Consider the following 23,336-nt stretch of genomic DNA (forward strand, 5'->3'; position numbering starts at 1 on the left):
TTTAAATTTGAAAGATGTAATTATAATTACATTTAAGTTAATGAAATTAACGCAAAGCCCTTAAAAATAAGATATTTACATTTTTTACATGCTCACTTAATTCATCTTGTGTAAAGATTTCTTTAGAGTTAAAAATCAAATCAAAAATCTTATTACTTCTAATCATAGAGCAGTATAAATTAGCTAAATTATAAGCACTTATTTCATTTAGAATTTCTTTTTTAATTTTTTTCTCAAATACTTCACATAAAAATCTAATTATTACATCTTTATCTGCTTTTGCACATTCTTGTTTAAAATTAATATCTTGATAAGTTCTCTCAAGAACTAATCTTAAAAATTTTGCATTATCTTCGCCTATAAAAAAATTACAATATTCATTACCAAATACATTTAAAAAATCTGGTAAATCCAAGTTGGCTTTTGAAGAAATCATAATTTTTAAATTCTCTAACCTAGTTTCTGCCCTAAATTTTAAAGCCTTTAAAAATAAATTATTTTTATTTTCAAATTTTTTATATATCGTCGCAAGAGAACCGCCAGTTACTTTAACAATATCGTTTAAACTTGTATTTTCGTAGCCCTTTTCTAAAAATAGTTCAAGGGCTACTTTTAAAATTATTTCTTCTTTTCCTTCCATTTTTTCTCCTTAGGATATATAAATATTGTATCCTTTATGGTAAATATTTTATCATCATCTAAGGCATAAGCTCTTATATTAATATGCTTATGATGTTTTTTAACTTTCTTAAGCTCGCTTCTTAAAATAACAATTTGTTTTAATTTCTCACCAGCTTTAACTCTAAAATCTTTTTTAGGTTTTAAAATACTAATATCATCATCTAATATTTCTAAATAAAATCTATGGTCTTGCTTGCTAGTATTGTGAAATAATATAACATAGGCATTATCAACATAATTTTCATCTTTATTTATTGTATATAATTCAGTAGTTCTATTTATATTCATAAGCATAGTTTCTTTGCTACCAGCCGTTAAAACTAACCCAATAAACATAGCACACAATACAACTATATAAACAATAGTTCTAAATCTAAAGAATTTAAGTTTTTCTTTAGTTTTTATTTCTTTTGTGCTAGACCAAGATATTAATGATGGTCTATTAAATCTTGCTTGAACATTTGAACAAGCATCAGCACATTCAAGACAATTTATACAATCAAGTTGCATTCCTTTTCTAATATCTATATGAGTTGGACATATTTTTACACAGGCTTCACAAGCTATACATTCTCCACCTATTGGTTTTTTTATAATTTTTTCTCCATCTTTATAAATAATTCCGCCACGACTTTCATCATATATAACACTTTTTGTGTCGTTATCAAACATAACGCTTTGAATTCTTGCATAAGGACAAATATAAGCACAAAAATTCTCTTTAATAAAAGTAATATCAAATGTTATAAATAAAGATAAGCATAAAACAATTCCAAATAAAAGTAAGTGTTCATTAAAATGGTCAAGATAAGTAAAGAAATCTTCAGGTGGAACAAAATACCATAAAAAATTACTTGCAGCAATTAAGCTAATTGGATAAAACACAATAACACTTGCAATTCTTGCAAATATTTTATTTCTTGGTTTATTTTGTTTATTTTTTCTGCCACTATAAATTCTAAATAATTTAGTTTGTATTAAATCTCTAAAAATTATTCTAAATATAGTTTGAGGACAGCCCCAAGCACACCAAACTCTACCAAGTAAATTTGTAATAAAAAAAATAAATACAAACATCATAATTAATAAAAATGGCATTAAATACAACTCATTTGTATTAAAAGATATGAAAAATAAATCTAATTTTTGTTTATCAAAACTAAGCAAAAATAAGTGATTACCATTTATTCTAATAAATGGAATAATAAAGATAATACAGGTAAGTAAAACATAAAATGTAGTCCGCTTTTTAAAATAATTTGTAATATTTCCCATTACGCTCTCCTTAATTTTAACTTAATTTGTAATTTTAAGATAATTTTAGTCTTTAAAAATTAAGAATAGTAAATTAAAAAATATTTTGTTTATTAACAATTTTTTTATAAATTAGCACTTTTAATTTTACAACGAAAGGAAGTGATTGCCGTGCCAGGGATTAAAGTTCATAATAACGAATCTTTTGACGAGGCTTATCGCAAATTCAAAAAGCAAACTGATCGTAACCTAATCGTAACAGAAGTTAGAGCAAGACGCTTTTTTGAACCTATGACTGAAATTCGCAAAAAACAAAAAATTTCAGCTAGAAAAAAAATGCTAAAACGCCTATATATGTTAAGACATTACGAAGCAAAGCTTTAATAAAAAGGGGTTATCCCCTTTTTAAAGGTTAGAAATGAAACTCTTAGTAAAAGACGCCGCAAAATACTTAAATATCAGCAAAGAAGCTATTTATAATAGAATTAGAAGAGGCACTTTAAAATCAATAAAAGAAGATAATAAAACCTATGTTTTAATAGAACCAGAACAAAATAGTTTAGCTATTAAAGATGAGCTATTAGAACAAATAAAAATCTTAAAACTAAGCAACGAAGAATTAAAAAAAGAAAACGAAGAATTAAAAAATAAAATAAATCTACCAGTAATTATAAAAGCAAAATGGATTTTAATAGATGAATATTTATTAAGATTTAAGAAAAAAAAGCGTGAAAAAATAAAAAAATATCTCATATCAAGGCTTTTTAAAAGTAAAAAAATAAAACTAGAAAACAATCAAGTATTTATAAGAAACAAAAAATTATCAAAGATTTAGGAGGAAAAATGTTTAAGAATTTAAATAACTTAACTTACAAAGCGTCTTTAACTGCAATTGTAGCTGGTTCATTATTAAGTGCTTGTGGTGGTGAAGAGCAACAACAAGCTAAAGGCTCATTTTTAATAATAGAAGAATATGCTCCTAAACAATACAGAATTAAAGATGAATTTCCAAGCGATGAAACAAGAGTAGTTCTAAAAGAATTAAATGGAAATGAAAGAGTATTAAGCAAGGCTGAGATGGATGAGCTAATAAAAGCTGAAAATGCAAAAATAGAAGCAAATCAAAGCTCATTAACAAATGAAAGTATTGGTTCAAATCATTCATTAGGCGAAGTTTTGCTAAGCTCTGTAGCAGGTGCAATAATTGGCTCTTGGATAGGCAATAAGTTATTTAATAATTCACATTTTAATGCAAACAAAGCTACACATTATCAAAACCCAAGCACATATCAAAGAAGTGTAAATAGCTTTAAAAGCACACCTAGTGCAGGAGCTTCAAAAAGTAGTGGATTTTTTAAAAGCCAAAGCACAAGTGGTGCTAGTAGTTCTGGTAGTTTTGGCTCTTAATGTATATTGAAATTATAAAATTTAAAAACTTTATAGTTTTAATAAAAGCTAATGATGAGTATTTGATTTCAGTTGATATTACAAATCTTGCTACTTTAAAAGAAAAACCAAATCAAATAACTTCATTAGTAAAATCTGAACTTTTAAAGTATTTTAAGGGAGAAGATTTTGATTTTACAAATATAAAACTTAATCTTGATAAATTTTCTGCTTTTACAAAAGAAGTTTTAAATGAACTTAAAAATATACCTTATGCAAACACTATAACTTATAAAGAATTAGCATATAGAATAAATTCTAAAGCCTATCGTGCAGTAGGAACTGCATTATCAAAAAACCCTTATTTAATAATACTACCTTGCCATAGAGTAATTCGCTCTGATGAAAGTCTAGGAAGATTTACTTGTGAAGTGTCTAATATGAAAGAGTTTTTAAATAAACACGAAAAAAATAATATCAAATCAAATAATTTTTAAAGTATTTTATAAGCCATTATTAATTTATAAAATACTTAATCATAATTTAAATTCCAAAAAGGAATTTAAATTAGAAATTTAACTTAATAATCTTTTCTAGTAAATACATAGCCTTGCATTAAGCATCTTGCAGTCCTAATCACACTCACGCTATCATTATCAATAAATCCCGTAATTGTCCCACTTGGATGAGCTATTACTAATTCATTAGAAAAGCTACTTAAATGCTCATTAATTAATGTGCCTTGTGTCTTTGCTGCCATTGAAATACATACCGTTCCTGTAACTGCAATTGATGGGTGTGGGCGTTGCATACTCATCATTCTAACGCATACATTTATATCATTTTTTGATATTTTAGCACCACTTGTGCTAGTGTAATCTTGCACAAAATCAACCAAACAAGCTTTAGGCACTGATGGATTTTTTGCTGTTGCTTCTTCTTTTTTTGCTAAGCCAATTAGCTCACTTGCTATACTTCTTACTTCTTCAATTTTATCAAGCTCGTTTTGAGAAATTTCATCATATATATTGCCACTTAATAAATCTTTAGCTCTCATAAACACAAGCGCTGCTCCAGCATCTACTATACTTATTTCAATATTGCCAAAACTTGTATTTACAACTTGTTTTGCAGAATTTGTAGGCAATAATCCTTTATTCATAGAGCCTTCAGGATTAATAAAACCTAATTTAATTTCACTAGCTGTATTTGGCACTCCTGCTATTTTAGTATCTCCTGCTGGTTCAAAACTTTTTAAATCATCGCTTAATTTGAATCTAGCTTTTAAATATTTATTTGTATTGGTATTTAAAATCCTAACGCAAATTATTTTATTTTCTAAATCACACTCATCTTTTATAATGATTTTTTCATACATTTTAGAATCATTTAAATCAATCAAACCCAAATCATAAGCAAAAGCACCAACGCATGAGCTAATATTTCCACAATTACTATTAAAATCAACCATTTCTTTATCAATATTTACTTGAGCGAAAGTATAAGTTAATTCATTATTTTTAATATCAACTATAGCTACTTTTGAAGTTACTGACGCAGCACCACCAATTCCATCAATTTGCTTTGTAGCAGTTCCCATAACATCAGCTAAAAACTCGCCCCATTTAACTCTTGCTGGCATATCCTTTTCATAAAAACAAGCAGCTTTAGATGTGCCGCCTCTATAAATACTACATTTAAATTTCTTCATATTTTCTCCTTTTAATTAATGTAAATAAATCCGTCCATTATTCTTCTTGCACTTCTTTTAAGTCCAACACCTATGATTTTACCACTTTCTATCTCTACGCTAACATCTACTACGCCTAAAAAATGTTTAATTTTTACATCTTGAATACCATTTTGTATCATAGTTAAACCACTAAGCTCATTTGCTAAAGTGCCATTTTCTAATGCTGCAACGGCTAAATTATATAATCCACTAGCAGGCGAGCTTTTGTGAAGATTTCTAAGGCTTAAAACCCTAATTCCTATATCAAATTCACTTTTATCATCAGATTTAAAAAGTGCTGCTATTTTTGGTATAGCTTGATTGTTTTCTAAATCATTTTCATCTTTAGCAAAACCTAATTTAATAGCATAAAAATCTCTTAATTTGTTTAAATCTTCAATAGCTTTTAAAGCACTAAAATCATTATAATTTAAATTAAAATCTAAATCAAATTCCCTTGCATCAACATATAAAAATGGATTTATTAAATCAAGTAAAGTAGCTCTATAACCATTAAAATTGCTAATTTTTCCTAATGGATATTTAAGTCCTGTTTGTTCAGCCCCTGCATTTTTAATAAAAACATCAGCTAGCTCACAACCACCGAAAACTCCTTGCATAATACTAGAACCTTTTTCTACAAATTCTCCATCTTTAATATTAGCTTTAAATTCAATAATTTTTTTAATATTTGTATTGTAAATTCTAACACATACATTGCTTGCAAACCTATCAAAACTAAATAACTTTTCATTAATGGCATAAGCTCCAACAGCAGCTATTAAATTCCCACAAGTGCCTTTATTATCTATACTATCTTTCATAACCCCAGCTTGAAAGAATTCCCACTCAATATCATAATTTTTATTATTTACACTTTTTACAACGCATATTTTATTGGTTGATGATATAGAACCACCTAACCCATCAATAGCGTTTTGGTTATGACAATCAATGGATTTTTTAAATATATCAGCCCAAGTGCTTTTATCTTTAGGCAAGTCATTTGCGTTAAATATTAGCCCCCTACTCGTGCCACCCCTATAAACACTGCATTTAATTTTCATAATTATCCTTTAAATTTATTTTCTATATCCATCCACTTATCAAATTCACATATTCTATTTCTTTCTTTCATAGAAATCATTAAATGTTCTGCATTATCTGTTCTGCCTGTAGTTTTTAAATGATTTAATAAATCATTCATACCTTTAATAGCAGCTTTTAAAGTAGCATTTGCATAAAGAACTATATTAAAACCCATTTTTTGTAATTCATCATTGCTTAATATTGGAGTTTTGCCACCTTCTACCATATTTGCAATATGATAAGCTTTTACTAATTTAGGAAGACTTGCCATTTGTTCTATGCTAGTAGGAGCTTCTATAAATAATATATCAGCTCCACTTTCTAAATACGCATTAGCTCTATTAATAGCATCATCAAAACCATTAACAGCAATTGCGTCTGTTCTTGCAATTATTAAAGTATCATATTCTAAAGCGTCTTTACAAGCTTTGATTTTAGCACACATTTCATCTTGAGATATTAATTTTTTCCCATCAAAATGCCCGCACCTTTTTGGTAATTGCTGGTCTTCTATTTGAATTGCTGCTATTTTGTTTTTGCTAAATTCTTTTGCTGTTCTATAAACATTTAAAGCATTGCCATAGCCATTATCTATATCTGCTATTACGGGAAGATTTGTAGCGTCGTTTATTCTCTTTGTATTTTCTAACATTTCATTCATACTAACAAGTCCTATATCAGGAAAACCAAACTGCATATTTGCCATACCTGCTCCTGTAGCATAAACAACTTTAAAACCTGCTAATTCAATAAGTCTTGCATATAAAGCACAAGAAGCTCCTGGTGCTACTAGAATTTCTTGTGAATTAAGTGCTTCTTTTAAAATTTTTGCTTTCATTAGCACTCCTTTTAAAAAATGCTTAATCTTAACACAAAATTTTAATTTTTGATATTAATTGTTAATTAATAAGAAATAAGTGTGTAGAATTGTAACAAGATGATTTAATTAAAAATCATCTTTTTTACTAAAGGCATTAATAATATATCCTAATATAAACATAACAATCACAGGTATAACCCAGCCAAGCATAGATGAGTAAAATGGCAACATTTCTAAATATTTAGCTATACCTAAATAAGATAATATTTTTTCATCGTTTATGCTTAAAATTGAGCTATCAATTGCGTTTAAAATTCCTATAAAAGCCGCAGTATAAACGCTAAATCTATAAATGATTTTGCTCTCATTTATTAAATTATTTATTAAAGATAAAATTATTAAAACTATAGCTATTGGATAAATCGCTATTAATATAGGAACGCTTACTTTTAAAATCTGCGTTAAACCTTGAATTGATAAAACAAAACTAGCAACTACCCAAATAATAACCCAAGTTTTATAAGAAATCTTAGTAACACTACTAAAATAACTAGCACTTGAGCCAATCAAACCAATCGTAGTAGTAAGACAAGCAAGTAAGGCAGTAAATCCTAAAATAAATCTACCAAAACTACCAAATAAATCATCACTAATTAATGATAATAAAATAGCCCCATTACTAGCGTCTTTAAAGGTATTACCATAAACATAGCCTAAATACCCTAAAGCAAAATAAACTATCATTAAAATAATTCCAGAAAATAATCCTGCTTTTATAGTAAGTAATGATAATTGATGTTTATTAGTAACTCCTAATGATTTTAAAGCCCCAACAACGCTAATTCCAAATACTAAAGCAGCAAGCGCATCCATAGTCTGATAGCCTTCTACAAATGCTGTTGCTACTGGGTGGGTAGTGTAATTTTGATTAGGAATACTAACATTTACTTCTGAATAAATTAAAGTGCATATAAAAAATACTGCTATTAAAATAAGTAAAATCGGTGTTAAATACTTGCCTAATGTATCTAACATAGTGCTAGGATTTAAGCATATATAATAATTAAGTGCAAAATATATAAAACTATAAAAAGCTAAATAATATACATTATATTCATTATCAACAAAAGGTAAAATCATTATTTCATAAGGCATAGTGCTAGCTCTTGGAATTGCTACTAAAGGCCCTATAGTAATATAAATAACTGCTACAAAAATTACTGCAAATGTTACATTTACTCTACTTGCTAATTCTTTTAATGTTCCTGCTTTAGCAACTGCAGCAACGCCTAAAACAGGTAAAGCAACACCTGTTACACAAAAAAACAAAATCGCTAAATAAAAATTATTCCCCGCATCCATTCCTAGTTTTGGTGGCAAAATAAAATTCCCAGCACCAAAAAACATTGCAAACAACATTAATGCTACTACATAAAATTCTTTTTTTCCTATTTTTGTCATATTTCTCCTTAGATTTTTTTATAAAAGACTTCTTACACCTTTTGAATTAGGTTCGCTCAAAATTCCTTGCTTTTCGCACTGCTCTACAATATTAGCAGCTCTATTGTAACCTATATTTAATTGGCGTTGAATATAAGAAATACTAGTTTTTCCGCTCTCTTGCATAATTCTTACAGCTTCACTGAATAATTCATCTACACTATCATCATTATTTTTAACATAGGTTTGAGTAAAGCTTGAATCTTGTAAAATACTCTCATCATAATTTGCTTTTTCTTGTTTTTTTAGATGCTCTACTACTCTAATTATCTCTTCTTCACTTGCAAATGGAGCGTGCAATCTTACTATCTGACTTGTTCCTGGTGGAGTAAATAAACTATCTCCACGACCAAGCAAACTCTCAGCTCCTTTAGAATCTAATATAACCTTACTATCAACTCCAGTTCCAACTTTATAGCTTAATCTACTAGGTAAATTTGCCTTAATAAGACCTGTTATTACATCTACACTTGGGCGTTGTGTAGCTACTATTAGATGAATTCCTGCTGCTCTTGCCATTTGAGCTAATCTTGCTATATAAGTTTCTACTTCTTTTCCACTAGTCATTATTAAATCAGCTAATTCATCAATAATAATTACAATATAAGCAAAAGGCTCAAGTCCTAATTTAGGTGCTTTTTCATTAAAACTCTCAATATTTTTAGTATAAACGCTAGCCATTAATTCATATCGTCTTTCCATCTCTAAAACCATATTTTTTAAAGCTAAAGTTGCTTTTTCTGCTCTTGTAATTACAGGAGTTAATAAGTGCGGAATATCATTATACATTGAAAATTCAAGCATTTTAGGGTCAATCATCAATAACCTTAAAGTCCTTGGGCTATTTTTATATAAAAGACTTAAAATCATAGCATTAATACCTACACTCTTACCACTTCCTGTAGTTCCTGCTATCAATAAATGCGGTAAGCGTTTTAAATCAGTTACAAAAGTATTTCCTACTATATCCTTACCTAAGGCTATTGTTAATTTACTTTTAGATTTTGAAAATAATTCATCTTCAAAAATAGTTCTAATATTAATTGTTTGAGAAGTTTTATTTGGAATTTCAATCCCTACCACATCTTTTCCTGGAATTGGTGCTTGAATTCTAATACTTGTAGCCTTAAGTGCCATAGCTAAATCATCAGCTAAGCCTGAAATTTTGCTAAGCTTTACATCAGCAGCAGGTCTAAACTCAAATGTAGTAACCACAGGACCCCAATAGGTTTTAACCACATCTCCATCAATCTTAAAATGCTTTAATTTTGCTAAAAGCTCGTTTATTTTCTCATCAAGCTCATCTTCATTAATTATTATTTCTGTAGTTACAGCTTTATCTAATAATTCCACACTAGGTAGCTCAAAATCTCTTGGTATTTCAATCGCTCCTAATTCAATATCTTTTAAAATTGCTTTATTTTCTTCAAGCTCATTTAAAATCTCTACTTTTTTGCCTTTTTTAGGGACAAAACTTTGAGAATCTTGCTCATCTACTATCAAAATATCTTGAAAATCATTAGAATTTAAAACAGGAATTTCATTTTGTATTTCTTCGGTTTGCTCTACTGATTTTTCTTCTTTTATTTCGTTTTTAACTATTTTAAAATCATCTTTATTAATGCTATCTTTGTTTATTTTCTGCATTAAAGGCTCTAAGATTATTTTTGGCTCACTAATTATTTTGCCTTGTTCGTTTGTAAAATTAATTTTAGTCTTTTCATCTTCTTTAGTGGTTTTTATTTCATATGATTTTACAAATCTAATATTGCCTAAATCGCTTAAAATTTCTTCTTTTGGTTTTGATTTGTCTTCTTTAGGAGTTTTTATTTCTTTTATGATTTTTTCTTTTTTAATAGGTTTTTCTTTACTTTTAAAAAGATTTTTAAACTTATCTTTATCTTGTAATTTTGAATAAATATAAGAATGATTAAAATAAATTAAAACAAATACAAGCAAGATAAAAAATACAATATTTACAAAACCTAAAAAGCTAATAATTCCAAAATCAAAAACACTAGAAAAAGGTAAAGATAATATCAAAATACTACAAACTATATTAGTTAATATTTTTAAAGCATATTTAAAAGATTTATATACAAATAAGTAATTTCCTACAAATGCTAATAAAAAAATATAAGAAAGATTTCCAAAACAAATTCTTAAGCCCTTGCTAAAATAAGCACTTGCTAAAAACAACCCATTAGCTTCGGGCAAAAACAGCCCGAAACTAAAATAAAATAATATAAATGAAACAAATATAAATATAAATTCTTTTTTCATCTTACATATAATTTAATAAGCTTAATTTTGAAACCTGCGCACTAGCTTGTAAAGTAGCTTGTAAGGTAATTGTCGCTTGCATTAGCATTAATTGGCTTTCTACAGGGTCTGAATTAAGAACCTTCGCCTTAACTTGTTCAACATTTACTTTCATTAAATCTGCTCTATCTTGAGAATTTTGAATACTTGTTTGAGTTGCACCTATTTTTGTATGAACTTTATTAATATGATCTTGTAAATGGTCAATCCTTTTTAAAGCTCCTTGAATACCAACACTTTTTAACAATTCAGGATTATTGCTATCTGCTCTATAATTTCCATTTCTAACAGCTTCTATCATCTTATCAAGGTCTTTTATAATATCAACCCTACCTTCATCAACAATTAAAGTAGAATTTGTATTAAAATTAAACAAATCTCCCTTTTTAGAACCTTCAGTAATAGCCACGCCATTAGCATCATTTCCAAAATCAAATTCATCTTTATTCATAGTATTAGCGTCAAATATAGCTAAATCTATTTTAGTAGTAGTCGCACCTTTATCTATTAAAGTCATTTGACCTTTTTCGTTAAGACCTACATCAACTGAATTTTTAGAATTAATTAACAGCCTTTCTAATTCTGCTTTATCATCATTATTTAAAATCATAGGAGAATTAGCTTGATTTGGATATTTTTGAACTAATTGATAATCTTTAGTTGGGATATTATCACTAGCAAACATAGAAATAATATCTCCTAATTGCTTATATGTTATATTTTCAGGATTTGTCTTAACACTATCTGAAATATGCTGATTATTATCATAAACCACATTTGTAATAGGTAAGGTTACCTTTTTATCTTGACCATTTTGTTTATAACTAGCCGTTGCAGTGCCTTGAGTAATATTAAAATCTATTGAATAATGTACCTTATTTTTTGAAGTAATTTCTAGTTTTAAAACACTATCAGGTCTTGTAGTATCATTTGGATTTAGTTTTAATGTTCCTTGCGAAGCTTCAACTAATTTAGTCTCATTAGTAGCTACATTATTATTTTTATCTACTTGAGCTATGTTTGAGCTTAAGATATTATCTTTTTTACTAAATAAAGACCTAGAATAATCAATCCCATCGCTAGTAAAAGAAGTATCAATATTACCTGTATTTGTAAATTCTAAAACAAAAACATTATTATTATTTCTTAAATCATTTGGATTAGTTACACTTGCTAACTCACTTTTAACAGGAAAAGGAATGATAGGCATTGGTGGTGTATCAGGTATTTTTGGTGGATAAATTTGTCCGAAATCATCAGCCTTAGCAGTAGCTGCAAACATAGAAAAATTAATTCTACTTTCTTGATTTTTTAAATCAGTAATTTCTATTGTTCCATTATTGCTAAGCGTTACATCTACTACCTTATTTTCTTTAGTATTTCCGTATAACTCACCTATTTTACTAAGCATAGCACCAACATCTTCACTAGCACCCATCTTAAACTTAGCTTTAAAACTCTCACCATTTCCCTTAGTCCCACGAACATAAAAATAAGTATCAGGAAATCTTCCTTCATCATTTTTTAAAAAATGATCATTCACATTAAGTTCTTTTCCATTAGCTTGTGGTTTTAAATATTCTTTACCAATTAAGTCTTTAATCTTACTATCTTGAGTAATGTAATGCACTTCTTCTGGTTTATTAATATCATATCTTCTATCAACCAAACGAACATTTGTGCTGATTATTTTTTTGTAATCATTATCAACACCCTTCATAAGCTCTTGACCTGAAATATTGTAATCATTATACACATTAGACCCTAGTAAAACTTGCATATTTTCATCATTGCCATAATAATTGCCCTTTTCATCAAAAGGCTTAGTCCCAACATTAGTTCCACTGAATAAATATTGTCCGTTAATACTTGTATTTGCAATATTTACAATATGATCTCTTATTTTTTGTAAGTCATTTGCTAAAGCGTTTAAAGAAGTATCAGAATGAACTTCGTTTGCACCTTGAATTAATTTGTTTTTAAATTGGTCTAGTGCCTTACTCATTTCATCTACTGCTTTATCAGAGTTTTTTGTAATATTTATAGCTTTACTAGCAGCTTCACTAATTTGCTGAAATGTAGAAATCTCATAAACAAGTCTTGAACCTTCTGAATAAATTCCAGCGTCATCATAAGATTGATTAATCTTCAAACCACTTGTTAATTGGTTATTTGCGTCATTTATCATATTTTGCTGACGCTGAAAATTGCCTAAATTTTGTGAATAAATATAAGAGCTTGTTATTCTCATTCTTTTTCCTTGTTAATAATCTTTAGGGTATATCGGTAAAAAAATTATTTTATTAAGTCTAAAACTTCACTAGGTGTATTTGCTATGCTAAAAATATTTAAAGAACTCTCATCAATTGCACCGGAATTTAAAAGTGTATTTTTAAAAAAATCAACCAATGGTTTAAAAAATTCTTCGTTATATAAAATGATTTTATAATTTCCTAATTTTGTTTGAGCTAAGGTTAAAACTTCAAATAATTCATCTAAAGTTCCATATCCACCAGCACAAACTATCATTACATCATTTTGCATTAAGGCTTTTTTTCTTAAAGATAAATCGCTAAATTCAATAGATTTAGTGCAATATTCATTTAATCTTTGTTCCATTGGTAATTTTATATTAATACCAATACTCTCAACCCCGCCAACTAAAAAAGCAGCTTTATTAGCAGCGTGCATAATACCACCGCCACCACCTGTAGTAATGCTATAGCCGTTCTTTGCTAGAACTTCACTTAATTCAAAAGCGTCTTTATAATATTTATTATTTTCATCAAATCTAGCCGAGCCAAAAATTGTAACTGATTTCATCTAAGACTTTCTAACCTTTCTTTTTTATCTCCGATTTTAGTAATTTGCACACCAAAATTTCCATCAACAATAACAACTTCTCCTTCAGCAAAACATTTATCCCCAACTAAGATTTCTAAAGGGTCATTTGCTAATTGGTCAAGCTCAATAACAGAACCTATATCCATTGTTAAAACATCTTTTAAAAGCATTTTTTTACTACCAATTCTAACTCTAATCGGAAGCTTTACATCCATTATTAAATTAATATTTTTTAACTCACCCAAATCCATTTTAGGCGCACTTACTTCGCTTTCTTTTGTAGAATTTGAATTAGGATTTAAAAGCTTATAAGCTTTTTCATTGATAGCAAGACTTATTTGCTCATTTAAATCATTGATATTTACATCATAAAAATAAATTTTATAAAACTTAGATAAATCACACTCATCAGTCAAAAACTCACATTTTTCTAAGCTAAAATTAAATTTAGGTAAATCTTTTTGTGCATTTAATGAAGTTGAAAATGCTGAAAATATATTGCTAATTGCTTCTTTGCTAGCGTCAAGCTCATCTGTGCCTAAATTCTCATTCATTGAGATTTCTTCTTCACCCATCATCCATTCAGAAATCGCACTCATTAAAACAGGACTTGATAAAAATGCAAATTCTTTATCTTCGCTTTTAAAAACAGCTTTTAAAATAGGTGGTTTTAAGGCATTGTTTTTAATATCAAACTCACTATATTCACTAAATCTAGCACTTTTTCCTGTAAGCCCTTCAATAGTGGCAATACATTCATTTACAAATAAACCTAAAAACTCATCAATCATCTAATTTTTCCTCATCTTCCATTGACAATTCTTCTTGAATTTCTACTACTTTATCAAATTCTGCAGCCTTTGTTTTACGCTCTAGTTCGTAAGCTTCAAGTATATTTTTAACCTCATCTTTATCAGTTTTAATTAAATCTAAAATCTTAATTGATTTTTGGTATCTATGAATACCAAATTGAGCTAAAAATACATCTTTTCCATCAACACTCACAATAGCCTTATCATCAGCATTTCTATTTAATTTAATAATATTTCCATTCTCAAGTCCTAAAAATTCTTCTACGCTAATAAAAGCCTTACCTAAAATCACTTCATAGACCATATCAGCACGACCTACTAAGGTTTTGATTTCTTTATTTCTACTTTTTTTAGCACTTGTTTCGCCTAGCATTACATCACGATTTGCTAAACGACCTAAAATTGGTTCTAAATAAATTACAGGATAACAAATATTAATCATACCGCTATTATTACCTATAGTAAGCTCCATTACAACCATTATTACTATTTCGTTTTGGCTTACGATTTGAACAACACTTGGGCTACTTTCTTTAGCTTCTACGCTAGGATACATATCAGTAATTATTGACCAGCTTTCCTTAAGTCTACCCATCATAATTCTTAAAATACTATCAAGTAAGTTAATCTCAATATCTGTTAATTCTCTATTTTTTTCACTTCCTTCTCCAGCTCCACCTAATAATTTATCAATCATAGGAAAGGCAATACTAGGATTTATCTCTAAAACACAAGTTCCATCTAAAGGCTTGATTGAAAAAACATTAAAGCTAGTAGGATTTGGTAAAGACATCAAAAACTCACCATAAGTCATCTGGTCAACTGAATGTAGCTTTATTTCCACCATACTTCTCATCATTTGAGAAATTTGAGTAGCAAGGCTTCTTGCTAATTTATCATGAATTCCTTTTACTGCACGAAGTTGTTCTTTACTAACACGATTTGGACGCTTAAAATCATATATTATGATTTGCCTTTCATCGTTTTCTTTCTTTACTTCAGGGACACTATCGGCTGAATCAACGGAATTTAAAAGTGCGTCTATTTCTTCTTGAGATAAAATATCAGCCATCAATTAGCCTTTTTCTTAATGTATTAATTACCCTACTTTGCAACTGCGATACTCTTGATTCGCTAATTTGCAAAATTTCACTAATTTCTTTTAAACTAAGCTCTTCATAAAAATATAACTGAATAATCAATTGTTCTCTTTCATTTAATTCTTCTAAAACTTCGGTAATTTTTTCTAATAAATTTTCTTTATCAAGTCTTTCATTAGCGTCTTCATCGCTTAATACTTGTAATTGTTCATCTAATGGAACGATATAGCTAATTGATTGTGCTAATCTTGCTTCTTTAATCTTATCTATATCTATACCTAATTCACTTGCTAAATACTCATCACTTGGTTCTTCATCAAAATCATTTATATAATCATTTATTATTTTTTCTATATCTTTTACAATTTTTCTATTGCTTCTGCTTAAAGTATCAAGACTTCTTAAAAAATCAAGCATAGAACCATATACTCTTTTTCTAGCATATCCCCAAAAATTATCATTTTGTAAATCATCATAGCGTCTTGCTAATTTGATTAATTCTTCAGTCCCAACACCTATTAAATCATTAACATCAACACTAGCAGGCAAGCGTTCTTTTAATCTAAATGCCATAGCTCTTAATGCTGGTTGATATTTAACAGCTAATTCATCTTGAGCATTTCTTAAAGCACTTGCATACGCATTAAGCCGCTTTTGCATTATATTTCCTTGCAGGTTTTGTTTGCTTTTTGATAATTTCTAATTCACTTTCTACACTCTGAATAATCTTATCCATTCTATTTTCTCTAATTTCAAGCTCTTTTATAAAATGATTTGTGGTATTTTCATAAGCAAATTTATCAAAATTCCTACTACCTAATTTCTTTGCATCAACAAAATTAAGAACAACAAGGTGAATTAAAATATAAAAAACAAAAGTAGTAAATAAGGTAAAACCTATCATCATAAACGGATCATCAATCTTAAATACAGCACAAATAAAACCTATAAAAAATCCACAAACTGTAACAAAAGCAATATAATTATCCGTTCTCATATACCTTAAATCCTATCAATTAATCTCTTAAAAAAGCTTTTTATATTTCCTGAATCAGAATCTTTAAGCACATTTCGTTCCAATCTTGATAAAAGATTATTAGTAGCTTTTTTTAATTGATTAGTTTCTCTTGACGAACTTTGAGAAAACAAAACCCTACTTTTAATACAATCAATAACATAAGCAGAGCTTTCTAAATATCCTAAATATTTTAATTCAGGATTATTTTTAATATTTGCTGATGCAACTTTTGAAATATTTGTAAATAAATCTAGTGCTTCTTTTTCGCTTTTTACCACATTAAAAAGCATTAAAAAATCATTTCTTACATCAGAAGTAACTTTAATAGTAGCATAAGCATCAGTAATTGCAGCAGGATCAGGTGTAGTTACAACAATAACTTCATCAGCAATTTCTAAAAAATGTAAAGTAGTTCCACCAATACCAGCACCCGTATCAATTATCAAAAAGTCTAAATCTTCTAATAATTCAGCATCTTCTAAAAAAGCGTCAAAATAGCTTGAATTATTGTATTTTAAAATCTCTCCACCACTATCACCTGGGATTAGTTTTAAATTCGGTTTTACTTGTTTAATAATATCAGCTAGTTTGCATTCTCCTTTTAAAACATGTAATAAATTTTTACCTATTTTCACATTTAAAATTACATCAAGATTTGCAAGACCAATATCAGCATCAAAAAGACCTACTTTATATCCATCATTTGCAAGTAAATTAGCAATATTAGCACTTATTGTGCTTTTGCCAACCCCACCTTTACCACTTGTAATTGCAATAAATTTTGTATTTTTCTTATTTACTTTATGCTCATTTTTCATAAGCTCATTTAATTTATCAGCTTGTGTTTGCATAATTTATCCTTTAAATCCATCTAAAACGCATTTAATTAAATACTCGCTATTAGCTACTAAAATATCATCAGGAACATTCTGACCTATTGAAAAAAACGAAACAGGTTTTTTAATATTAAAAATTAATGAAAAAATATTACCAAAAGCTCTAGTTTCATCAAATTTTGTAAGTATTAAAGTATCAATATTTAAAGCATTAAAAGCATTAAAAGTCTCTTCCATATCATCATACTTCATACCTGCATTTAATACTAATGCAACTTCAATTTCACTCTCACTAGCCTTTAAATAACTTTCTAATTTTTCAATTTTTGTTTTATCATATTGAGAATTACCGGTTGAATCTATTAAAACCACATCATAACCACTTAAAGTCTCAAGGTTTTTATGTAAATCTTCTTCGGTTGATACAAATGCAATTGGTAATCTCATAGTCCTAGCATATTCAGCTAATTGCTCTTTAGCACCTAGTCTAAAATTATCAAGCGAAACTATAGCAGTTTTGTATCTTTTGCTTCCGTATGCGTATCTATAAGCTAGCTTAGCTAATGTTGTAGTCTTGCCAACCCCTGTTGGGCCAACTAACATAATTATTTTTTGTTTTCTAATAGGTGCATCAACTCTGCAAGGTATCATACTCTTAAGTAAGGTTGTAAAATATCTAGTAATTGCTTCTTTATTACTCAATAAAGCTTTTGGCATATTTTTAAGAGTTGCTCTCATAATTTCATCTAAATGAGTTTGTAACATATCACTTTTTTTTGCTTTATCATAAATTAATGCAAACTCAGGTGGAATTTCAAGATTATTTCTAGCAGGAGCAAGTTCTCCCCATCTCATACTCATTAAATAATCTACTTTGCTATTTAACTCATTTAATAATTGCTTATCATCTTTTGTCTTATTGCTAGAATTAGGATTAAACTTTAATCTAGATAATTCTTTTTTAGAATTTAAATCTTGATTAAGTGATTTATTTTCATTTTGATTTTGCTTATTTTCTATAGCTATTTTTCTATCAAAATTATCGCTTTTAAATTCTTTTAAACTATTTTCGTAGTGTAACGCTGCTCTTTTATTTACAATTGGCTGCTTTTTTTCTTTTGTATCATTAATAGCTACAACTACTTCTACCATAGCAGGGCTTGTTGGAGTTCTTCCTTCTACTTGAGTTACAGCAACTATTTCAGCTTCATCTCCATAATAATCTCTAACATAAGCTAAATAATCTTGTCCTTTTTCTACTCTAAAACTATCTTGCCTAATTGCCATATTTTTTCCTTACATTGTTCCTAATACTAAAGTTATACTAATCCTATCTTCTGCACCATAATGTGGTAATACTAATCTCTTATCGCAATATGTTTTTTCACTAAAATAAACAATATCTAAATCAAGAGTTCTAGGTGCATTTTTAAAACTTCTTGTCCTATGAAAAATATTTTCATAGTGTTGTAAAACTTTTAAAAGCTCTCTTGCGTGAAGACTTGTTTTAACAAACATTAAAGCATTTGTAAAATCTTTTTGCTCTTTATACCCAAAAGCTTCATTTATTAATAATGCTGAAGTTTGAATAATCTTAAATCTTCTATCAGATTTTAATTTTTTAAATAATCTTACAAATCTTTCACACTCAGGCTCTATATTACTACCAAGAGAAATTAAAGCTAAATATTTATAAGCTTTATTATCCTTGCTAAAATACGGATAATACTTAATCCTTTTAAAATATCTCGCTTCATTTATCTTGATATTTGGCATTAAGCGTTATTTGCTTTTAGTGCTTCTTCTTGAGCTGCTATAAATGCTCTTTGTTGTTGAACCATTTGAATAGCACTAAGTAATGCTAAATGATAGCTAAATGGTCCAAAACCACTAATAGTTCCAGCACATACAGGACTTAAGAAACTCTTAGCTCTAAATTCTTCTCTAGCATAAATATTACTAATATGAACTTCAATTACAGGCATTCTTGTAGCTGCTATTGCATCAGCAATCGCAATTGATGTATGAGTATATCCACCAGCATTTATAATAATTGCATCACAAGTTCCTACACACTCTTGAATTTTATCAATTATTTCGCCTTCATAATTGCTTTGATAAAACTCTATATCAACATTGCTTTCTTTAGCAGCTATACTCATTTGTTCATGTATTTGAGCCATAGTCATAGTTCCATAAATTCTAGGGTCTCTTTGACCTAACATATTTAAATTTGGTCCTTGAATTACCATTATTTTCATATTTCTTCCTTTAATAAATATTTTAATGTTGGATTATAAGTTTTTAATTTTAATATAAGTTATTAAAAAATATTTTTTAAATCAATATCTAAAAAAAAGAATTTCAAATAAATATAAAGATTAATAAAATTTTTACGATATGGAATATATTTTGCTAACAAGCTTAAATCAAGTTAAAGTTTTAAAGGTTAATTATGAGTATATTTTCAACACTAAATACAGGTGTAAGTGGTCTTGGAGCTGCACAAGTTCAAATATCTACAACAGGACATAACATTACAAATGCAAACAATCCTTATTATACTAGGCAAAGAGTAGTTCAATCAGCAGCAGATGCTTTACATGTGCCAGCTGGTGATATTGGACTTGGAACTAAGGTTGATAAGATTGTAAGAATTCACGATGAGTATGTTTTCACAAAAATGCGTGATAATACAAATAATTTTGAACATACTAAATATCTAAAAACAAAACTTGAAGAAGCAGCACAAAGATTTCCTGATTTAAAAGATGTTGGAATTTTAAATGATTTACAAGCTTATCAAAAAGCTTGGAATAATTATGCTAGCAACCCTGCTGATGGTGCTACAAAAATAAATCTAGTTCAAGTAGCAACAACCCTTGCAAAAGATATAAAAGCTACTAGAGATGATATGTTTAAAATGCAAAAATCAGTAAATGATGATGTAGTTTTAACTATTGAAGAAATAAATAGAATTGGTAAGGATATTTCTACAATTAATGCTCAAATAGCAGCAAGTGAGAGTGCTGGTGATTCTATGGCAAATGATTTAAGAGATAAAAGAGATGAATTAGAATTAAGACTTTCAAAACTCGTTAAATCATCAGTTTTTAAAGAGAATTTAGAACAAAATGCTTCATTTGATACAAATATAAAAGATGGAAGCATAGATTATCATTTAAATATTGAAGGTTTTTCTATAGTTGATGGGACAACATTTCATCCATTAAGAATAGATAGTGTTGCTGCAGGAAGCCCTTTTCAAAGGATTTATTATGAGCTTCAAGATGGAACTACTGCTGATTTAACTTCTAAATTAAGTGGGGGACAATTAGGAGCTCAACTTGATTTAAGGGGTCGTGAGTTTAATACCCAAACTAATGGATTTGATGATGGTATTTTGCAAGATTATATAAACAATCTTGATTCTTTTGCAAAAACTATGATTACAGAAACAAACAATATCTACTCAAGAGCAGCTCAAAAACAAATATTATCAAATGAAATGTCTCATCTAAAGAGTGATGATATTATTATGAATGCAGATAATAGATTAAAAACAGGCACATTTGATTTAATCGTATATAACGATAATGGTAAAGAAGTAGCAAGAAAAACAATCACTCTTGATACAAGCACATCAATGACAGGTGGAGTAAGAAGTTCTAGTTTATTAGAAAAAATTAATTCTAATACAGATGATAATAATGATAATAACAATTTAAACGATTTTGATGATTATTTTTTAGCTGATTATTCTTATGATGAAACAAAAGATAGTGGTATTTTTAGTCTTATTCCTAAACTAGATGGATTTAAAGTGGGCGTAGAAGATCATGGCACTAATTTTCCTGGAATTTTTGGTCTTGGGAAATTCTTTGAAGGCACTAATGGTAGCAATATAAATGTAGATACTAGCCTAAGACACGACCCAACTTTACTTAGAGCAAGTAGTTCTGGTGCTGATGGAAATAACGATGTAGCAAATGCAATCAATCAACTTCAATATAATAAAATTGATTTTTACGATACTAAAGGAGAAAGCACTCAAGCTACTTTTGAAGGATTTTATAGGTCTTTAACAACAGATATAGCAAGTCGTGCAGAAAACAATAATACTTTATACAAAACAAACGAAGCTATCTTGGCTAATGTAACAGCAGAATTTCAATCAGTAAGTGGTGTTGATATGAACGAAGAATTAAGCAATCTTATGAAATATCAAGCAAGTTTTGGTGCAAGTGCTAAAATCATCACAACGGTTGATAAAATGTTAGATACTTTGCTAGGACTTAAACAATAATAGCTAAAATGAGCTTTTTTAATAAAGGATATATATGCAAAAAATAATGTTAATAGGAAAGCCAAATGTTGGCAAAAGCTCACTATTTAATCGCTTGGCAAAAGAACGCTTAGCGATAACTTCTGATATTAGTGGCACTACTAGAGATACTAATAGAAAAATAGTTGATATTAATGGAAAAAAGGCTATTTTAGTAGATAGTGGTGGGCTTGATGATAAAGATGAATTATTTCAAAATGTTAAAAAGAACACCTTAAAAGAAGCAAAAGACGCTGATATAATCGTTTATATGGTAGATTGTAAATTGGGTGCAAATGATGATGATAGGGCTTATTTTTATGATTTATTAAAGCTTAAAAAACCAACAGCTTTAGTAATTAATAAAGTAGATAGTAAAAAAGATGAAGAAAGAAGCTTGGAATTTACTCGTTTTGGATTTAAAAATGTATTTAATATAAGCGTATCTCACGCAACGGGAATTGATGAATTAAATGATTTTTTAAGCTCACATTTGCGTGATACTTTCGTGCCTGATAATTCAGAGCTTAGCTTAGAAGATTTCTTAGATGAAAATATAGCTGGTGAATATGATGAAGAAGGCATTAATGAAGTTAGCGAAATTGATGAAAATCATATAAAAATCTCAATTTTAGGGCGTGTAAATGTAGGTAAAAGCTCACTTTTAAACGCACTTGTAAATGATGAAAGATGTGTTGTAAGTAGCATTGCAGGAACTACGATTGATCCTGTAAATGAAAGTATTGAATATAATGGAAAAACGCTTGAATTTGTTGATACCGCAGGAATTAGAAGAAGAAGTAAAATTTTAGGTATAGAAAAATACGCTCTAAATCGCACCGAAAAAATGCTAGAAAACTCTCAAATCGCCTTGCTTGTATTAGATGCTGCTGAAGGATTTAACGAGCTTGATGAAAGAATAGCTGGGCTTTTAGGTAAGAATTATTTAGGCGTGATTATAGTTTTAAATAAATGGGATTTATGTGGTAAGAGTGATAAAGAATTTGATGAAGTTTGCAAACATTTAAGGCTTGATAGATTTAAATTCTTAGCCTATGCACCTATTATTAGCGTTTCAGCACTTAGTAAAAAGCGTATTAAAAATCTTTTAGATTTAATCTTAAAAGTGCATTCAAACTACATTCAAAAAATCCAAACTTCAAAATTAAATCAAATCATAGAAGAAGCTTGTCTAGCTCATCCATTGCCACACGATAAAGGTAAACTTGTTAAGATTTATTACGCTACTCAATATAGCGTTGCACCACCAAAAATCGCACTTGTAATGAATAGACCAAAAGCACTTCATTTTTCTTACAAACGCTATTTACAAAATGTATTAAGAAAGCATTATGATTTAAGCGGAGTCCCACTAATCATAGCAGCTCGTAAAAAAGGCGAAAAAGAATTAATTGAAGAGTAATTAGGAAGTTAATTCCTAATTATTCGCTAATTTCTGGCTGAATAGTAATATGATGTATATTAAACTCTTTCTTAAGTAAAGCATTAAGCTTTTGTAAAACACTTTTAAACTCATTTAAATCATCTAAGATTATATGAGCTGTTAGTATATGATAATCTTGAGAGATTGAATGAATGTGTATATCGTGAATATCTT

At 28.4% G+C, this 23,336-nt stretch carries 23 protein-coding genes and 1 pseudogene; 6 read left to right on the plus strand and 18 right to left on the minus strand.

The annotated features are described in order from the left end of the window. Positions 1-46 precede the first annotated feature (46 nt). Both KJQ99_RS10830 and ccoG read right to left on the minus strand, forming a co-directional pair. Positions 47-640 carry a TetR/AcrR family transcriptional regulator gene (locus KJQ99_RS10830; RefSeq protein WP_214149795.1) on the minus strand — a complete coding sequence of 198 codons (594 nt, stop codon included), beginning with the start codon at positions 638-640 and terminating at the stop codon, positions 47-49. Then, positions 619-1,956, minus strand: coding sequence for a cytochrome c oxidase accessory protein CcoG (gene ccoG / locus KJQ99_RS01460; RefSeq protein ID WP_214117245.1), 1,338 nt, complete (start codon positions 1,954-1,956; stop codon positions 619-621). The genes KJQ99_RS10830 and ccoG overlap by 22 nt, the downstream gene beginning before the upstream one ends. Positions 1,957-2,106: 150 nt before the next feature. Here ccoG and rpsU point away from each other — a divergent pair, with 150 nt between their 5' ends. Genes rpsU through KJQ99_RS01480 form a run of 4 tightly spaced genes read left to right on the plus strand, consistent with a single transcriptional unit; the run spans position 2,107 to position 3,818 of the window. Then, positions 2,107-2,319 (plus strand): 30S ribosomal protein S21, encoded by a 213-nt coding sequence (gene rpsU / locus KJQ99_RS01465; RefSeq protein ID WP_214117291.1) that lies wholly within the window; start codon positions 2,107-2,109, stop codon positions 2,317-2,319. 34 nt (positions 2,320-2,353) lie between these two features. Further along, positions 2,354-2,770: a helix-turn-helix domain-containing protein gene (locus KJQ99_RS01470; RefSeq protein ID WP_214117248.1), complete on the plus strand. Its 417-nt coding sequence runs from the start codon at positions 2,354-2,356 to the stop codon at positions 2,768-2,770. Positions 2,771-2,778: 8 nt separating this feature from the next. Further along, positions 2,779-3,342: a UPF0323 family lipoprotein gene (locus KJQ99_RS01475; protein WP_214117251.1), complete on the plus strand. Its 564-nt coding sequence runs from the start codon at positions 2,779-2,781 to the stop codon at positions 3,340-3,342. Continuing rightward, on the plus strand, positions 3,342-3,818 hold the full coding sequence (locus tag KJQ99_RS01480) for a methylated-DNA--[protein]-cysteine S-methyltransferase (protein ID WP_214142576.1): 477 nt from the start codon (positions 3,342-3,344) through the stop codon (positions 3,816-3,818). The genes KJQ99_RS01475 and KJQ99_RS01480 overlap by 1 nt, the downstream gene beginning before the upstream one ends. 83 nt (positions 3,819-3,901) lie before the next feature. Here the strand turns inward: KJQ99_RS01480 and KJQ99_RS01485 are convergent, their stop codons facing one another. The 15 genes and pseudogenes from KJQ99_RS01485 to aroQ all read right to left on the minus strand — a co-directional run bounded on the left by KJQ99_RS01485 (position 3,902) and on the right by aroQ (position 19,655). Then, entirely contained in the window at positions 3,902-5,032 is a 1,131-nt protein-coding gene (locus tag KJQ99_RS01485; protein ID WP_214117255.1) for a PrpF domain-containing protein, read from the minus strand. Between the two features lie 11 nt (positions 5,033-5,043). Further along, entirely contained in the window at positions 5,044-6,120 is a 1,077-nt protein-coding gene (locus KJQ99_RS01490) for a PrpF domain-containing protein (protein ID WP_214142580.1), read from the minus strand. A 2-nt stretch (positions 6,121-6,122) separates the two neighbouring features. Next, positions 6,123-6,980 carry an isocitrate lyase/PEP mutase family protein gene (locus KJQ99_RS01495; protein WP_214119946.1) on the minus strand — a complete coding sequence of 286 codons (858 nt, stop codon included), beginning with the start codon at positions 6,978-6,980 and terminating at the stop codon, positions 6,123-6,125. 108 nt (positions 6,981-7,088) lie between these two features. After that, on the minus strand, positions 7,089-8,423 hold the full coding sequence (gene brnQ, locus KJQ99_RS01500) for a branched-chain amino acid transport system II carrier protein (protein ID WP_214117263.1): 1,335 nt from the start codon (positions 8,421-8,423) through the stop codon (positions 7,089-7,091). An 18-nt stretch (positions 8,424-8,441) separates the two neighbouring features. Continuing rightward, on the minus strand, positions 8,442-10,745 hold the full coding sequence (locus KJQ99_RS01505) for a DNA translocase FtsK (RefSeq protein ID WP_214149796.1): 2,304 nt from the start codon (positions 10,743-10,745) through the stop codon (positions 8,442-8,444). Position 10,746: 1 nt separating this feature from the next. After that, a complete protein-coding gene (locus tag KJQ99_RS01510) occupies positions 10,747-13,035 on the minus strand; it encodes a flagellin N-terminal helical domain-containing protein (protein ID WP_214149797.1) in 2,289 nt (762 codons plus the stop codon). Between the two features lie 44 nt (positions 13,036-13,079). Next, entirely contained in the window at positions 13,080-13,607 is a 528-nt protein-coding gene (locus KJQ99_RS01515) for an LOG family protein (RefSeq protein WP_214149798.1), read from the minus strand. Beyond that, positions 13,604-14,419 carry a flagellar motor switch protein FliY gene (gene fliY, locus KJQ99_RS01520; RefSeq protein ID WP_214117267.1) on the minus strand — a complete coding sequence of 272 codons (816 nt, stop codon included), beginning with the start codon at positions 14,417-14,419 and terminating at the stop codon, positions 13,604-13,606. The genes KJQ99_RS01515 and fliY overlap by 4 nt, the downstream gene beginning before the upstream one ends. Further along, complete coding sequence (fliM, locus tag KJQ99_RS01525) at positions 14,412-15,512, minus strand: flagellar motor switch protein FliM (protein ID WP_214117268.1); 1,101 nt, start codon at positions 15,510-15,512, stop codon at positions 14,412-14,414. The genes fliY and fliM overlap by 8 nt, the downstream gene beginning before the upstream one ends. After that, entirely contained in the window at positions 15,505-16,200 is a 696-nt protein-coding gene (locus KJQ99_RS01530) for an RNA polymerase sigma factor FliA (protein ID WP_250325125.1), read from the minus strand. The genes fliM and KJQ99_RS01530 overlap by 8 nt, the downstream gene beginning before the upstream one ends. Continuing rightward, positions 16,184-16,537 carry a hypothetical protein gene (locus KJQ99_RS01535; protein WP_214149799.1) on the minus strand — a complete coding sequence of 118 codons (354 nt, stop codon included), beginning with the start codon at positions 16,535-16,537 and terminating at the stop codon, positions 16,184-16,186. The genes KJQ99_RS01530 and KJQ99_RS01535 overlap by 17 nt, the downstream gene beginning before the upstream one ends. 5 nt (positions 16,538-16,542) lie before the next feature. Beyond that, entirely contained in the window at positions 16,543-17,409 is an 867-nt protein-coding gene (locus KJQ99_RS01540) for a P-loop NTPase (protein ID WP_214117271.1), read from the minus strand. Between the two features lie 3 nt (positions 17,410-17,412). Further along, positions 17,413-18,651, minus strand: a pseudogene (gene flhF, locus KJQ99_RS01545) (flagellar biosynthesis GTPase FlhF); the annotation flags it as partial. 39 nt (positions 18,652-18,690) lie between these two features. Next, on the minus strand, positions 18,691-19,170 hold the full coding sequence (gene folK, locus KJQ99_RS01550) for a 2-amino-4-hydroxy-6-hydroxymethyldihydropteridine diphosphokinase (protein WP_214117274.1): 480 nt from the start codon (positions 19,168-19,170) through the stop codon (positions 18,691-18,693). After that, entirely contained in the window at positions 19,170-19,655 is a 486-nt protein-coding gene (gene aroQ, locus KJQ99_RS01555) for a type II 3-dehydroquinate dehydratase (protein ID WP_214149801.1), read from the minus strand. Before aroQ ends, folK begins: the two co-directional genes overlap by 1 nt. A 194-nt stretch (positions 19,656-19,849) precedes the next feature. Here aroQ and flgK point away from each other — a divergent pair, with 194 nt between their 5' ends. Together flgK and der are read left to right on the plus strand one after the other, a co-directional pair. Continuing rightward, positions 19,850-21,700 carry a flagellar hook-associated protein FlgK gene (gene flgK / locus KJQ99_RS01560; protein ID WP_214117278.1) on the plus strand — a complete coding sequence of 617 codons (1,851 nt, stop codon included), beginning with the start codon at positions 19,850-19,852 and terminating at the stop codon, positions 21,698-21,700. Between the two features lie 34 nt (positions 21,701-21,734). After that, the gene (gene der / locus KJQ99_RS01565; RefSeq protein ID WP_214149802.1) at positions 21,735-23,141 is read left to right on the plus strand and encodes a ribosome biogenesis GTPase Der; all 1,407 of its coding nucleotides are present in this window, start codon (positions 21,735-21,737) and stop codon (positions 23,139-23,141) included. 19 nt (positions 23,142-23,160) lie between these two features. Here der and KJQ99_RS11100 read toward each other — a convergent pair whose 3' ends face one another. After that, on the minus strand, positions 23,161-23,331 hold the full coding sequence (locus KJQ99_RS11100; protein ID WP_502756512.1) for a cation transporter dimerization domain-containing protein: 171 nt from the start codon (positions 23,329-23,331) through the stop codon (positions 23,161-23,163). Positions 23,332-23,336: the final 5 nt, after the last annotated feature.

Source organism: Campylobacter sp. 2018MI13 (assembly GCF_018501135.1).
Lineage (GTDB): Bacteria > Campylobacterota > Campylobacteria > Campylobacterales > Campylobacteraceae > Campylobacter_E.

What these genes read in the sequence shown, in the direction of transcription:
- flgK (WP_214117278.1), top strand. Translation starts at nt 19,850, where the DNA reads ATGAGTATATTTTCAACACTAAATACAGGTGTAAGTGGTCTTGGAGCT.
- KJQ99_RS01490 (WP_214142580.1), bottom strand. Translation starts at nt 6,120, where the DNA reads ATGAAAATTAAATGCAGTGTTTATAGGGGTGGCACGAGTAGGGGGCTA.
- KJQ99_RS01510 (WP_214149797.1), bottom strand. Translation starts at nt 13,035, where the DNA reads ATGAGAATAACAAGCTCTTATATTTATTCACAAAATTTAGGCAATTTT.
- KJQ99_RS01535 (WP_214149799.1), bottom strand. Translation starts at nt 16,537, where the DNA reads ATGAGAACGGATAATTATATTGCTTTTGTTACAGTTTGTGGATTTTTT.
- aroQ (WP_214149801.1), bottom strand. Translation starts at nt 19,655, where the DNA reads ATGAAAATAATGGTAATTCAAGGACCAAATTTAAATATGTTAGGTCAA.
- KJQ99_RS01515 (WP_214149798.1), bottom strand. Translation starts at nt 13,607, where the DNA reads ATGAAATCAGTTACAATTTTTGGCTCGGCTAGATTTGATGAAAATAAT.
- KJQ99_RS01470 (WP_214117248.1), top strand. Translation starts at nt 2,354, where the DNA reads ATGAAACTCTTAGTAAAAGACGCCGCAAAATACTTAAATATCAGCAAA.
- KJQ99_RS01480 (WP_214142576.1), top strand. Translation starts at nt 3,342, where the DNA reads ATGTATATTGAAATTATAAAATTTAAAAACTTTATAGTTTTAATAAAA.
- der (WP_214149802.1), top strand. Translation starts at nt 21,735, where the DNA reads ATGCAAAAAATAATGTTAATAGGAAAGCCAAATGTTGGCAAAAGCTCA.
- KJQ99_RS01495 (WP_214119946.1), bottom strand. Translation starts at nt 6,980, where the DNA reads ATGAAAGCAAAAATTTTAAAAGAAGCACTTAATTCACAAGAAATTCTA.
- fliY (WP_214117267.1), bottom strand. Translation starts at nt 14,419, where the DNA reads ATGATTGATGAGTTTTTAGGTTTATTTGTAAATGAATGTATTGCCACT.
- folK (WP_214117274.1), bottom strand. Translation starts at nt 19,170, where the DNA reads ATGCCAAATATCAAGATAAATGAAGCGAGATATTTTAAAAGGATTAAG.
- KJQ99_RS01505 (WP_214149796.1), bottom strand. Translation starts at nt 10,745, where the DNA reads ATGAAAAAAGAATTTATATTTATATTTGTTTCATTTATATTATTTTAT.
- KJQ99_RS10830 (WP_214149795.1), bottom strand. Translation starts at nt 640, where the DNA reads ATGGAAGGAAAAGAAGAAATAATTTTAAAAGTAGCCCTTGAACTATTT.
- KJQ99_RS01485 (WP_214117255.1), bottom strand. Translation starts at nt 5,032, where the DNA reads ATGAAGAAATTTAAATGTAGTATTTATAGAGGCGGCACATCTAAAGCT.
- KJQ99_RS01475 (WP_214117251.1), top strand. Translation starts at nt 2,779, where the DNA reads ATGTTTAAGAATTTAAATAACTTAACTTACAAAGCGTCTTTAACTGCA.
- ccoG (WP_214117245.1), bottom strand. Translation starts at nt 1,956, where the DNA reads ATGGGAAATATTACAAATTATTTTAAAAAGCGGACTACATTTTATGTT.
- KJQ99_RS01540 (WP_214117271.1), bottom strand. Translation starts at nt 17,409, where the DNA reads ATGCAAACACAAGCTGATAAATTAAATGAGCTTATGAAAAATGAGCAT.
- KJQ99_RS01530 (WP_250325125.1), bottom strand. Translation starts at nt 16,200, where the DNA reads ATGCAAAAGCGGCTTAATGCGTATGCAAGTGCTTTAAGAAATGCTCAA.
- fliM (WP_214117268.1), bottom strand. Translation starts at nt 15,512, where the DNA reads ATGGCTGATATTTTATCTCAAGAAGAAATAGACGCACTTTTAAATTCC.
- brnQ (WP_214117263.1), bottom strand. Translation starts at nt 8,423, where the DNA reads ATGACAAAAATAGGAAAAAAAGAATTTTATGTAGTAGCATTAATGTTG.